The organism is Pseudomonas sp. GW821-FHT01E10 (assembly GCF_059422365.1).
On record NZ_JBWKWT010000005.1, the window covers coordinates 13,626 to 25,398 of the forward strand.

At 60.9% G+C, this 11,773-nt stretch carries 13 protein-coding genes; 5 read left to right on the forward strand and 8 right to left on the reverse strand.

Features of this window, described 5'->3' with window-relative positions; all coding sequences use genetic code 11:
* Nucleotides 1-2 precede the first annotated feature (2 nt).
* From AC07V0_RS11395 to lptM, 4 genes are read right to left on the reverse strand one after another with little or no spacing between them, the layout of a single operon-like run.
* The gene (locus AC07V0_RS11395) at nucleotides 3-728 is read right to left on the reverse strand and encodes a DUF484 family protein (protein ID WP_064621066.1); all 726 of its coding nucleotides are present in this window, start codon (nucleotides 726-728) and stop codon (nucleotides 3-5) included.
* A gap of 13 nt (nucleotides 729-741) precedes the next feature.
* Nucleotides 742-1,572, reverse strand: coding sequence for a diaminopimelate epimerase (gene dapF / locus AC07V0_RS11400; RefSeq protein WP_018927533.1), 831 nt, complete (start codon nucleotides 1,570-1,572; stop codon nucleotides 742-744).
* Nucleotides 1,573-1,576: 4 nt separating this feature from the next.
* A complete protein-coding gene (gene lysA, locus AC07V0_RS11405) occupies nucleotides 1,577-2,824 on the reverse strand; it encodes a diaminopimelate decarboxylase (RefSeq protein WP_018927534.1) in 1,248 nt (415 codons plus the stop codon).
* A gap of 9 nt (nucleotides 2,825-2,833) precedes the next feature.
* On the reverse strand, nucleotides 2,834-3,007 hold the full coding sequence (gene lptM / locus AC07V0_RS11410) for an LPS translocon maturation chaperone LptM (RefSeq protein ID WP_007941283.1): 174 nt from the start codon (nucleotides 3,005-3,007) through the stop codon (nucleotides 2,834-2,836).
* 238 nt (nucleotides 3,008-3,245) lie between these two features.
* Here lptM and cyaY point away from each other — a divergent pair, with 238 nt between their 5' ends.
* The 3 genes from cyaY (at nucleotide 3,246) to rnk (ending at nucleotide 4,471) form a co-directional block, all read left to right on the forward strand.
* Nucleotides 3,246-3,578, forward strand: a complete 333-nt coding sequence (cyaY, locus tag AC07V0_RS11415; protein ID WP_018927535.1) for an iron donor protein CyaY — start codon at nucleotides 3,246-3,248, stop codon at nucleotides 3,576-3,578.
* Between the two features lie 4 nt (nucleotides 3,579-3,582).
* Complete coding sequence (locus AC07V0_RS11420; protein ID WP_081625749.1) at nucleotides 3,583-3,801, forward strand: DUF1289 domain-containing protein; 219 nt, start codon at nucleotides 3,583-3,585, stop codon at nucleotides 3,799-3,801.
* Nucleotides 3,802-4,060: 259 nt separating this feature from the next.
* Entirely contained in the window at nucleotides 4,061-4,471 is a 411-nt protein-coding gene (rnk, locus tag AC07V0_RS11425) for a nucleoside diphosphate kinase regulator (protein ID WP_007941285.1), read from the forward strand.
* A gap of 5 nt (nucleotides 4,472-4,476) precedes the next feature.
* On the opposite strand, the gene AC07V0_RS11430 is transcribed toward rnk, so the two are convergent.
* From AC07V0_RS11430 to AC07V0_RS11440, 3 genes are all read right to left on the reverse strand, one after another.
* Nucleotides 4,477-7,323 (reverse strand): class I adenylate cyclase, encoded by a 2,847-nt coding sequence (locus tag AC07V0_RS11430; protein WP_495019598.1) that lies wholly within the window; start codon nucleotides 7,321-7,323, stop codon nucleotides 4,477-4,479.
* 207 nt (nucleotides 7,324-7,530) lie between these two features.
* On the reverse strand, nucleotides 7,531-7,776 hold the full coding sequence (locus AC07V0_RS11435) for a TIGR02647 family protein (protein WP_007894898.1): 246 nt from the start codon (nucleotides 7,774-7,776) through the stop codon (nucleotides 7,531-7,533).
* A gap of 176 nt (nucleotides 7,777-7,952) precedes the next feature.
* Nucleotides 7,953-8,237 carry a hypothetical protein gene (locus AC07V0_RS11440; RefSeq protein WP_018927538.1) on the reverse strand — a complete coding sequence of 95 codons (285 nt, stop codon included), beginning with the start codon at nucleotides 8,235-8,237 and terminating at the stop codon, nucleotides 7,953-7,955.
* A 125-nt stretch (nucleotides 8,238-8,362) separates the two neighbouring features.
* Here AC07V0_RS11440 and AC07V0_RS11445 point away from each other — a divergent pair, with 125 nt between their 5' ends.
* On the forward strand, nucleotides 8,363-9,022 hold the full coding sequence (locus tag AC07V0_RS11445) for a glutathione S-transferase family protein (protein ID WP_018927539.1): 660 nt from the start codon (nucleotides 8,363-8,365) through the stop codon (nucleotides 9,020-9,022).
* A gap of 107 nt (nucleotides 9,023-9,129) precedes the next feature.
* On the opposite strand, the gene argH is transcribed toward AC07V0_RS11445, so the two are convergent.
* Nucleotides 9,130-10,524, reverse strand: coding sequence for an argininosuccinate lyase (gene argH / locus AC07V0_RS11450; protein ID WP_086944357.1), 1,395 nt, complete (start codon nucleotides 10,522-10,524; stop codon nucleotides 9,130-9,132).
* A 462-nt stretch (nucleotides 10,525-10,986) separates the two neighbouring features.
* On the opposite strand from argH, the gene AC07V0_RS11455 reads away from it, so the two are divergent.
* Entirely contained in the window at nucleotides 10,987-11,733 is a 747-nt protein-coding gene (locus AC07V0_RS11455) for a LytR/AlgR family response regulator transcription factor (protein WP_086944358.1), read from the forward strand.
* Nucleotides 11,734-11,773: the final 40 nt, after the last annotated feature.

Below are 11,773 nucleotides of genomic sequence, written 5' to 3' on the forward strand. Positions count from 1 at the left end.
GATCAGCGTACCGAGCGCAGGGAGTTGTTGACCCGTGGCAGTACGCGACCCATGACTTCGGCGATGTAGCTGAGGAACAATGTGCCCACCGAACTCTTGTAGTGCTGCGGATCGCGGCTGGCGATGGCCAGAACACCGTGGATGCCCTGGTGGCTGATGGCGACGACGGCGGTGGAGCCGATCTGCTTGCGCTGTTCTTCGCCGAACAGGAAGTCCAGTTCATGCTCACGCAGGCTGCCGCAGACGCTCTTGTCTTCCGAGAGCAGGCCGCCGATGGCCGTTTGTGCGTCGGCGTGGGTGACCCAGCGGCCTACCGGCATCGGGTTGTCGCCCAGCAGGATCAGGCTGACGAAGGGCACCTGAAAGTCCTGGCGCAGGCTGTCTTCGACGCCGATCACCACGTCATCCAGGCTGGTCGCGTCCATCAACGTGAGAATCAGACGGCGGGTCTTGTCGAACAGGCGATCGTTGTCGCGGGCCACGTCCATCAAGTGCGAGAGACGATGACGCAACTCGATGTTGCGATCGCGCAGAATTGTCATCTGGCGTTCGACCAGCGAAATGGTGTCGCCGCGCTGGTGCGGAATGCGCAGGGCCGGGAGCAGTTCTTCATGCTCGATGAAGAAATCCGGATGAGCCTCCAGGTACGCGGCAATCGCCGCCGCCTCAAGGCTTTCGGAAGGGGATTCGTCGGGCTGTAGGGCGGGAACCTGGGGCTTGTCGGTCATGGATTTCGCTCACTCAAAGACGCACTTGTCCTTCGTATACGCGTACTGCCGGGCCGGTCATCATGACCGGTTGGCCAGGGCCTGCCCATTCAATGGACAGGCGCCCGCCGGGCAGGTCGATCAATAGCGGCGAATCCATCCACCCCTGGCTGATCGCGGCCACCGCGGCAGCACAAGCGCCGGTTCCGCAGGCCTGGGTTTCCCCGGCCCCGCGTTCCCAGACGCGCAACTGCGCGCGGTTCCGGTCGATGACCTGGAGAAAACCGACATTGACCCGTGCCGGAAAGCGCGGGTGATGTTCGATTTTCGGCCCCAGTTCATGCACCGGTGCTTTGTTGATGTCGTTGACCCGCAACACGGCATGGGGGTTGCCCATGGACACCGCAGCCAGTTCGACCATGGTGCCGTCGACGTCGACCTGATAGCTCAGGGCCTGGCTTGGGGCTTCGAACGGAATCTCGGCCGGCACCAGGCGCGGGGCGCCCATGTTGACGCTGATCTGGCCATCGTTGCGGATGTCCAGTTCGATGATGCCGCTTTTGGTCTCGACGCGAATCTGCCGCTTGGCGGTCAGGCGCTTGTCGAGCACGAAGCGGGCGAAGCATCGAGCGCCGTTACCGCACTGTTCCACTTCGGAGCCGTCGGCGTTGAAGATCCGATAGCGGAAATCCACGTCCGGGTTGCTGGGCGCCTCGACGATCAGCAACTGGTCGAACCCGATGCCGGTGTGCCGATCGCCCCATTGCTTGGCATGCTTGGGCAGAATGTGCGCGTGCTGGCTGACCAGGTCGAGAACCATGAAGTCATTGCCCAGGCCGTGCATCTTGGTAAAACGCAGCAGCATGGGGTTACTCCGGCAGCAGGCTTTCGCCAGCAAACAACTCGGCTACCGTCTCGCGGCGACGCACTTCAATTGCCTGATCACCGTCCACCAACACTTCAGCGGCGCGGCCGCGAGTGTTGTAGTTGGAACTCATGACAAACCCGTAGGCACCGGCCGAATGCACGGCCAGCAGGTCGCCTTCTTCCAGCGCCAGTTGACGATCCTTGGCCAGGAAGTCGCCGGTTTCGCAGATCGGGCCGACGATGTCGTAAGCACGCGCGGCGGTATCGCGAGGGCGCACGGCGGTAACGTCCATCCAGGCCTGGTACAGCGCCGGGCGGATCAGGTCGTTCATGGCCGCATCGACGATGGCGAAGTCTTTGTGTTCGGTGTGCTTGAGGTACTCGACCTGGGTCAGCAGCACGCCGGCGTTGGCAACGATGAAGCGGCCTGGCTCGAACACCAGCGCCAGGTCACGACCGTCGAGACGTTCGCGCACGGCCTTGATGTAGTCGGCGGCCAATGGCGGCTCTTCATCGCGATAACGCACGCCCAGACCGCCACCCAGATCGATGTGGCGCAGGTAGATGCCGCAATCGCCGAGGCGGTCGACCAGGCCCAGCAGGCGGTCGAGGGCATCGATGAAGGGCGGCAGGGTGGTCAGTTGCGAGCCGATGTGGCAATCGACGCCGACCACTTCCAGGTTAGGCAGTTGCGCGGCGCGGACGTACACGTCTTCGGCGTCGGCGATGGCGATGCCGAACTTGTTTTCTTTGAGACCGGTGGAAATGTACGGGTGCGTGCCGGCATCGACGTCCGGGTTGACGCGCAGCGAGATCGGCGCGCGAACGCCCAGCTCGGCGGCGACTACTTGCAGACGCTCGAGCTCGTCGGTGGATTCGACGTTGAAGCAGTGCACGCCGACTTCCAGGGCGCGACGCATGTCGTCACGGGTCTTGCCGACACCGGAGAACACGATCTTTTCGGGGCTGCCGCCAGCGGCCAGTACACGCTCCAGCTCGCCACGGGAAACGATGTCGAAACCGGCGCCCAAACGGGCCAGGACATTCAGTACACCCAGGTTGGAGTTGGCCTTGACCGCAAAGCAGACCAGGTGAGACGTGCCGGCCAGCGCATCGGCGTAAGCCAGGTACTGGGCTTCGATGTGGGCACGGGAGTAGACGTAGGTCGGTGTACCAAAGCGTTCGGCGATGGCGGACAGGGCAACACCTTCCGCGAACAGCTCACCGTCACGGTAGTTAAAAGCGTCCATGGCGTTCCCTTATTGGTAGACGTCGTGTTTGTGTGCTTTCGACGGAGACTGTTGCGACGACTTGGCCTGCTCTGCAGGATCCTGGCTGTCATCGGGCAGGTACAGCGGGCCTTTTTGACCACAGGCCGATACCAGGCAGGCAACCGCGACGAGCGCAGCAAGGGAAGAGATCAGGCGCTTCATGGCGAAATCCTTGAAAATGCGTTAATTGCGCCGGAGTATACCGGCCACCCGGCAGCTTGCCTATGTGACGCGGCTCCCGTCCGGCGGGCCTTTGACTGTGGCGCAGTAACTTGTCTTGCGTTGCGCAGGGATATTTCGTACCGCACCTCGTCCTTGGTGGTTATTCTTTGCAATCATCGGGGCTCGCCCGTATCTTGCGGCGCTTGAGCGTGAGTAGACACTTTTTGAGGTTCCCGTAATGAGTTTGACTGAAGCCCGTTTTCACGACCTGGTCGATGCCACCCAGCAGACGCTGGAGGATATTTTCGATGAGAGTGACCTGGATATCGATCTGGAGAGCTCGGCCGGTGTGCTCACCGTCAAGTTTGAAAACGGCAGCCAGTTGATCTTCAGTCGCCAGGAGCCGTTGCGGCAATTGTGGTTGGCGGCGGTGTCCGGCGGTTTCCACTTCGACTATGACGAAGAGAGCAAGCGCTGGATGTGTGACAAGAGCGACGAGCAACTGGGTGAGATGCTCGAGCGCATCGTCAAGCAGCAAGCCGACGTCGAACTCGATTTCGAAGGTCTGTGAGATCGTGACCCAGCCTGCGCCCGTTCGCCCGCCCAAACCGCTCTATAGCAACGTCAGCCCGGCAGTGCCTTCGCCGTGCAGCGGTGTGTGCCGGCTGGATGAGCAGAAGGTTTGCCTGGGGTGTTTTCGGCATGTCGAAGATATCCGCGAATGGCGCTCGGCCGATGATGAGCGGCGGCGGGTGATTTGTGCGCAGGCTGTACAACGCAAGATCTTGGCTTAAGGGCTTTTGTGGCGAGGGAGCTTGCTCCCGCTCGGGTGCGAAGCAGCCGCAAGGTTTTTAGGGCCGCTCCGCGCCCCAGCGGGAGCAATCTCCCTCGCCACAATGGTCAGCGCTGGGCCGTGGTCGCCCCCGGCTTGTTTATTTATTGAGCTGTGATAGTGTCCAGATACGCCTCAACCCATCGAGGCTCGTGAAAACCCCGCCTTTTTCTGGCGGGGTTTTGCTTTTTTCGTGCAGAAGAAAGGAGTCTGCCCTGATCATGACCGCACCTTCCATCACCCTTACCCGTCTGGACGTGCAACGTCTGGAGCGCCTGATCGACAGCCTGGATGACTCGCTGCCGGGCGTTATCGCGCTGCAAACCGAACTGGATCGCGCCGATACCCTGGTCGGTCACGAAGAGGTGCCGGCCGATGTCGTGACCATGAATTCTAAAGTGCATTGCCGCGAAGAAAGCAGTGGCAAGGACTACCACCTGACCCTGGTCTACCCCAAGGATGCCAACGCCGACGAAGGCAGGATTTCCATTCTGGCGCCGGTGGGCAGTGCGTTGCTCGGCCTGAAGGTTGGCCAGCACATCGACTGGCCGGCACCGGGTGGCAAGACCCTCAAACTGACCCTGCTGGAAGTTGAATCGCAGCCTGCCAATGGCGGCGCGTTCCCGGAATGAACCCCTCAGACCTGCTCGAGCGCCTCGTTCAATGCGCGCTCCAGGTCGGCCTTGTAGCGCAAATACAGATTGCTTGAACTCTGACCATCACCGAGCAGGCCCGACAGGTCCAGGTCGGTGATGTAGCAGCGATAGCGTTCGGTCTCGCGGCGCTGCTCGACGATTTCCCGGGCGACCACGCTGAACAGTTGGTCGCCATGTTCCAGCTCTGAAAATTCCCGCTGATTGCAATACAGCGTTACTTGCACCTGTCCTGGTGCGGCTTTGCCGACGATCGCCTGCACGTCATAGAACGGTTTGTTGACCGGGGTTTGCGGCGCCGGTCGGGCTTCGACCCGACGCGCCCGTGCGGAGCCTGAAGGCAATAACTGGTAATACAAAGTCTCCAGGCTCAGCGGCTGGGCGGCGTCCATCGGTAGCAAGGCGTCGCGCCGGTACTGGATCGATTGCAGGAAACGTTGCAGCGGCACCAGCAGGCTTTGTTCGTCGTGATAGGGCAAGCGTTGTTGCCACAAGGCATTGAACTCATCCAGTACGTACAGATCGGCCTGGTGTTCGTTGATCCGGTAGAACACCTGAACGCAGTCGGGTTGCCCCATGGGCAGGATCAGCGCCAGGTCGTGGTCTTCCAGTGCCATCGGGTCCAGATGCAGCGGGCTGTAGCTCGCCAGCTCTTCGCCGAGGTAGTCAAACAGTGCCGGCAGCGTGGCGAGCGCAACGTGATTGACCTGGCCGGGCACCAGCTCCAGCACGTGGTAATGCTGCTGGACCTGAATCAGGTAACGATGATTGAGTTTGCTCAGCAGCAGGTTTTGCGCGGTGTCGAGAACTTCTTCGACCCGTCGGGCAATGAATTGCGCGCGGTTGTGGCAGAAGCAACGGACCCGCAGCTTGGGCTGCTGTGGCCCGTCCGGCAGGTTGTTGAGGTAATCGCGCAGGCAGTCGAGCAGGGCGTGGGGGCCGTCAAAGCGGCTGACCAGCACCTCGTTCCAGCTGTTTAGCGTGACCTGATCCAGGGTCAGCACCAGATTTTCCCGCACGCCGGCGTAGCTCAGGGAGTCGGTGCGCTCGGTGGTCATCAAGATGTTCATGTCGCGATGGTGCTTGAGCGGATCAACGCCGACGTTCACCAGAATCAGTATTTCGCTCGGCACGCTGGCGCGCAGCAAAGGCTCTTCGGCGACGGTAGTCAGAGGCAGGGCGATGCTTTGTTGCAGGCTGCCGAGCAGGTTGAACAGTTCGAATTCGCTCAAGTCGCTGGTGCCGGGGTGCAGGGCCAGGCGGGTGCTGCTGTCGATCACGCCGTTACGGTGGCACCAGGTGAGCAGCTCGAGTAACTGGCGGCTGCGCTTGATCGGCGCAAAATGCTCCCACTCGTGAGCGGTCAGGCTGCCGTTGTACAAACCCCATTGGGTTTGCCCCGGCTCTCTCTTGTTCGGGGCTTGCACCAGCGTCAGGGTGTCTTCGGCCAGATCGGGGGCGATGCCCGGGTTGATGCATTCGACCTTGTCGGCCTTGCGCTCGAAGGCCGCGTACAACCGCCGGCCCAGCACATTGAGGTCGCGCTTGTTGATCAGGCTGACGGTCTGCTCGTTACGGGCAAACTGTGTCAGGAAGCGGTAGCTGTAATTCAGTTCGCCGACCAAGGCACGGCGCTCGGCGCTGACCTGGCGGACTTTCCACTGGCTGCGGCTGTCGAGCAACGCCAACTGACGCTGATCCCAATGCCATTCGTGGGCCAGACGTTCGAGCAGCGAACGCTGCCAGCTCTGGGGGCGACCGCTGCTGCCGGTGAGCTTGCGATTGACCTTCAGGTACAGCGCACGACGTACCAGTTCGAGCCGCTCCGGTTCGCCCCGAGCCGTGAGGTATTCCTCGATGCGCCGGTAAACCACCATGTACGGGTCCAGTTCATCGAGGTCCAGTCGATTGGCAAACACCGCCTGTTTGAAACGCAGGCTCAGGCAGTGGACTTTCGGGTGTTCACTGGCGTAGACCTCGGTCAGCAGCAGTTTGAGCACTGATTTGTAGGGCGATTCGATGCCTTTGAACAGCTGCCAGAGCCCGGCACCGATGAACTCCCCGGGAGGGATGTACGCCAGATGCCCCAGGTCCAGGGTTTCGTCGGCACGGATGAAGCGTTTGGAAAGCAGCGTGTGGGTGTAACGGTTGTACGCGGCCTCTTCGTAAACCGGCACCAGCCACCAGATGGGGGTGCGTCCGGCCAGCCAGATCGCGGTTCGATAGAACTCGTCCAGCAGCAGATAGTGCTGGGTGGTGCCACAGTCTTCCGAGCTCAACTGCGTATCGCGCTCGCCGAGCACGAAGCGGGCCGGGTCGATCAGGAAAAAGTGCGCCTCGGCGCCCTGGCTGGCGGCCCAGACTTCCAGCAACTGGCATTTCTTGCGCAGTTCAGCGAGCTCGCTTTCGCTCAGGTCCGGCCCATGACAGACCCACACGTCCATGTCGCTCTGATCGGCCTGGGCCAGAGTGCCGAGGCTGCCCATCAGGAACAGGCCGTGAATGGGGCGCGGCGGATTGCTGCCGTGGCGTGGTTTGTAGGAAAACGAGCGGGTCAGGCGTTGGGCTTCGGCGAGGGTGTTGGTATCGGGTTCGTAATTCGACAGGCCGGCCGGGGTGCTACCCGAAACGTAACCCGGCAATAGCGGATGATTGACGTGGAAAAACAGCGGCAGCAGGGTCAGCACCGTTTGCTGGCGGGTCGACAACCCTTCCATCGCACGGGCCATGCGACCCTCGTTGAGCTTCAGGAAACGGGCGCGCAGCTGGCTGAGAACCTTGCGATCGATTCCCTCGTCCAGATCGGGGCGGATTTCATGGGTGCGGGTCATGTCAGCTCAATCCGGCTCGCGGGGCTCGGACGCAGGAGGGCTCAGGGTGAGGGGCAGTTTAGCGCCTCGGCCCCGGGACTTTTAAGCTGATTTTGTTTTCCTGGCGTCAGATTTCTATCGTTTGGCGACGGCAGGTAACAGGGCCAGTCATCAAGTGTGCCCGCGGAAATCCCGTGACAGAGCTTTCCGTGGGCTACGCAGTGATGCTCAGGCTGTTTCCCGCACGGACAGAATGGTGAGAACGGTTTGCACGTTTTGTGCGGCGTCACGCCCCAGGCTGGTCAGATAACCGCCATCGGGCTGGGTGATCAATTCTTTGTCGAACAGTCTTTGTGCGGCGGCAATGGCTTTCGGGGCAGCGGTCTGATGAATTTTCAAACCTTCCTGGGAACTGTCCAGGTTGAAGAGTGCGAGGATTTCCAGTTCGGCAACCAACTCAGGGGTAAGCGACATAAGGACTCCAGACTTTCTAGGAATTAGACGATAGCGTCCCTAAGGTGAACCCGTCGGTGAGGCATGTCCAGTGCTGGCAACAGGGTTTTTCTCCCCCAGAGGCATTCCTCGGAAGGTGGTACGGACAGCGGGGGTGGTTTCTGTAGGAGCGAGCGCGCTCCTACAGGGGGGCGGGGTTATTGCTTTTCCGGCGGCAACTCTGGCAGTGCGCGCAGCGCCGTTTCATACCATTCGGTGTCGAATGCACGGTCCTCATCGAGCATGGCGTCGATCTCGTAGGCCAGCACATGGGCCATCAGGTTGAGGATTTCTTCACGCTCGTAACCCACCAGGGTCAGCTTGTTGAAGGTTGCCTTGGCCGCTGGCGGGTTGTCGCTTTCGATCTGGTTTTCGATTGCTTCGATCAGCGTCGTTTCGGCGAATTCTTCTTCGTCGTTGTCGATGTCGTTTGGCTCGCTCATGGCAGGCTCCTCAAGGAAAGGCGGCCAGTTTACCTGCATTCAGCATTGTGATGCTGCTGGCAAGAAGTGCCTGGGCGTTCTATAACTGGCGCTGCCAACCCCCTGCACGGCCTGGAGGCTATGTAATGCTCAAGCTTTATGGATTTTGCGTCAGCAACTACTACAACATGGTCAAGCTGGCGTTGCTGGAGAAGGGACTGCCGTTTGAGGAAGTACCGTTTTACCCAGGCACCAGCCCCGAGGCGCTGGCCATCAGCCCGCGCGGCAAGGTTCCGGTACTGGGCGTCGAGCAAGGTTTCGTCAACGAAACCAGCATAATTCTCGAGTATCTCGAGCAGAGCCAGAAAGGCACACCGCTGCTGCCGAGCGAGCCCTTCGAGCGAGCGCAGGCGCTGGCTTTGGCCAAGGAAATCGAGTTGTACATCGAACTGCCGGCGCGCGCCTGCTACCCCGAAGCGTTTTTCGGCATGTCAGTGCCGGAAGCGATCAAGGACAAGACCAAGGCCGAGTTGCTGCTGGGGTTCGCCTCACTGGGCCGGCACGGCAAGTTCGCCCCTTACGTGGCGGGCGACCGTCTCAGCATTGCGGATTTGTATTTCCTGTACAGCGTGCCGATGGCTTGTGCCGTGGCGCAGAAGCTGTTCGATATTGATCTGCTGGCTGAGATGCCGGCGGCCAGGGCGCTGCTGGAGCGTCTGGGGCAGAATCCGAACGTGCAGCGAATTGCGGCAGACAAGGGCGCAGCAATGCCCGCGTTTCTGGAGATGATCGCGTCGAAGAAATAGATTGTGTAACGATCTTGAGAATGCCTTTGCGGGCAAGTCTCGCGCCTGAGGGGTACGGTCCCCTGTAGGCGCGAGCGGTGCGGCGATCCGACTTGCCCGCGAAGCTTTTAACGGCTGGCGAGCAATGCCTGACCGCGAGCCACGGCAGCCTTGACCTGTGCCGGCGCGGTTCCGCCGATATGGTCACGGGCATTCACCGAACCTTCCAGGGTCAGCACGGCAAACACGTCCTGCTCGATCTGGTCGCTGAACTTGCGCAGTTCTTCCAGGCTCATTTCCGCCAGGTCCTTGCCGCTGTCTACGCCGTACTTCACCGCGTGGCCAACGATCTCGTGGCAATCACGGAACGGCAAGCCGCGACGTACCAGGTAGTCGGCCAGGTCGGTGGCGGTCGAGAAACCGCGCAGGGCCGCTTCGCGCATCATCGCGTGCTTGGGCTTGATCGCCGGGATCATGTCGGCGAAGGCTCGCAGCGAGTCGCGCAGGGTATCGGCGGCGTCGAACAGCGGTTCCTTGTCTTCCTGGTTGTCCTTGTTGTAGGCCAGGGGCTGGCCTTTCATCAGGGTCAGCAGGCCCATCAGCGCGCCAAATACCCGGCCAGTCTTGCCGCGAACCAGCTCCGGCACGTCCGGGTTTTTCTTTTGCGGCATGATCGAGCTACCGGTGCAGAAACGGTCCGGCAGATCGATGAACTGGAACTGTGCACTGGTCCACAGCACGAGCTCTTCGGAGAACCGCGACAAGTGCATCATCGCGATGCTCGCGGCCGAGCAGAACTCGATGGCGAAGTCGCGATCGGACACGTTGTCCAGGGAGTTGCCGCCAACAGCGTCGAAGCCCAGCAACTTCGCGGTGTACTCGCGGTCGATCGGGTAAGTGGTGCCAGCCAGCGCAGCACTGCCCAGCGGCATGCGGTTGGTACGCTTGCGGCAGTCCACCAGGCGCTCGTAGTCGCGGCTGAGCATTTCGAACCAGGCCAGCATGTGGTGCCCGAAAGTCACCGGCTGCGCGGTTTGCAGGTGGGTGAAGCCTGGCATGATGCTGCCGGCTTCGCGCTCGGCCTGCTCCAGCAAGCCTTTTTGCAGGCGGGTGATCTCGGCCAGGATCAGGTCGATCTCGTCACGCAGCCACAGACGAATGTCGGTGGCGACCTGGTCGTTGCGGCTACGGCCGGTGTGCAGCTTTTTACCGGTCACGCCGATGCGGTCGGTCAGGCGCGCCTCGATGTTCATGTGCACGTCTTCGAGGTCGATGCGCCAGTCGAACTGGCCGGCCTCGATTTCACCCTGGATGGTCTTCAGGCCATCGATGATGCTGTCGCGCTCGGCATCGGTCAGCACGCCGACCTTGGCCAGCATCGTGGCGTGGGCGATCGAGCCCATGATGTCGTGGCGATACAGGCGCTGGTCGAAGGTGACGGAGGCGGTGAAGCGGGCAACGAAGGCGTCGACGGGTTCACTGAAGCGGCCGCCCCAGGACTGATTGGTCTTGTCAGTGCTCATGAATTCGCTCGTATCGGCTTGAAGAAAGATGGCGTGGAACGCTGACGCGGATAATAACAGGGTTGTTAATCCTGTCGCTGACACTGGTCGATACGTTTTTTTCTCATGGGGCGATCCATACTCGAAGCCAGCGATGCGCAAATTGCGCAACGATATTTCTCATTTGAGCAATATCGTCGCGGCAACCGTCTACAGTTGGACAGTAGGATCAGCGCACTTCTCGATGCTGCAGCTGACTATAGAGAGAAGAGGGGTGTTCATATTGTGTATCAGCAAACCTTATGGCGATGCCTCGCCAACGCGGGCCTGGGCCGTCAGTCACCCGGCAGATGAAAATTTAGCCGCCGGTCTTGCGGCACTTTTTGGCCCTCGCGCTAGTCTTAGCGTGGATCGCGGTGACGGACGTCACTTCACCTGTCTACGCTATCTTTGTGCGAGACTCACGCAGGAATCCAGCGCAATATGAATGTCCTGATCGTTGATGACGAACCCCTGGCCCGCGAGCGCCTGAGCCGAATGGTCGGCGAACTCGAGGGATACAACGTCCTGGAGCCCAGCGCCACGAATGGCGAAGAGGCGTTGGCACTGATCGACAGCCACAAGCCGGATATCGTACTGCTCGATATTCGCATGCCGGGCCTCGATGGCCTGCAAGTGGCGGCACGATTGTGCGAACGCGAAACCCCGCCCGCCGTGGTGTTTTGCACAGGGCCCGATGAATTTGCCGTGGAAGCCCTACAGGCCAGCGCCGTGGGCTATCTGGTGAAGCCAGTGCGCACAGAACAGTTACATGAAGCATTGAAAAAAGCCGAACGCCCCAATCGCATCCAGCTCGCCGCCTTGACTCGTCCCGCCGCCGAAACCGGCAGCGGCCCACGCAGCCATATCAGCGCCCGCACCCGTAAAGGTATTGAACTGATCCCGTTGGGCCAGGTGGTCTACTTTATTGCCGACCACAAGTACGTGACCTTGCGCCATGAAGGTGGCGAAGTGCTGCTGGATGAGCCACTCAAGGCCCTCGAAGACGAATTCGGCGACCGTTTCGTGCGGATCCACCGCAACGCACTGGTCGCCCGCGAACGCATTGAACGGCTGCAACGCACCCCCCTGGGGCATTTCCAGCTGTTTCTCAAAGGCCTGAACGGCGACGCCCTGATCGTCAGCCGACGCCATGTGGCCGGCGTGCGCAAAATGATGCAGCAGCTTTAATCCGCCATTCAGGGCGGATTTCTACCCTGTTTTCGGACCT

What these genes read in the sequence shown, in the direction of transcription:
- lptM (WP_007941283.1), bottom strand. Translation starts at nt 3,007, where the DNA reads ATGAAGCGCCTGATCTCTTCCCTTGCTGCGCTCGTCGCGGTTGCCTGC.
- dapF (WP_018927533.1), bottom strand. Translation starts at nt 1,572, where the DNA reads ATGCTGCTGCGTTTTACCAAGATGCACGGCCTGGGCAATGACTTCATG.
- cyaY (WP_018927535.1), top strand. Translation starts at nt 3,246, where the DNA reads ATGAGTTTGACTGAAGCCCGTTTTCACGACCTGGTCGATGCCACCCAG.
- AC07V0_RS11395 (WP_064621066.1), bottom strand. Translation starts at nt 728, where the DNA reads ATGACCGACAAGCCCCAGGTTCCCGCCCTACAGCCCGACGAATCCCCT.
- AC07V0_RS11430 (WP_495019598.1), bottom strand. Translation starts at nt 7,323, where the DNA reads ATGACCCGCACCCATGAAATCCGCCCCGATCTGGACGAGGGAATCGAT.
- AC07V0_RS11445 (WP_018927539.1), top strand. Translation starts at nt 8,363, where the DNA reads ATGCTCAAGCTTTATGGATTTTGCGTCAGCAACTACTACAACATGGTC.
- AC07V0_RS11440 (WP_018927538.1), bottom strand. Translation starts at nt 8,237, where the DNA reads ATGAGCGAGCCAAACGACATCGACAACGACGAAGAAGAATTCGCCGAA.
- AC07V0_RS11435 (WP_007894898.1), bottom strand. Translation starts at nt 7,776, where the DNA reads ATGTCGCTTACCCCTGAGTTGGTTGCCGAACTGGAAATCCTCGCACTC.
- rnk (WP_007941285.1), top strand. Translation starts at nt 4,061, where the DNA reads ATGACCGCACCTTCCATCACCCTTACCCGTCTGGACGTGCAACGTCTG.
- argH (WP_086944357.1), bottom strand. Translation starts at nt 10,524, where the DNA reads ATGAGCACTGACAAGACCAATCAGTCCTGGGGCGGCCGCTTCAGTGAA.
- AC07V0_RS11455 (WP_086944358.1), top strand. Translation starts at nt 10,987, where the DNA reads ATGAATGTCCTGATCGTTGATGACGAACCCCTGGCCCGCGAGCGCCTG.
- lysA (WP_018927534.1), bottom strand. Translation starts at nt 2,824, where the DNA reads ATGGACGCTTTTAACTACCGTGACGGTGAGCTGTTCGCGGAAGGTGTT.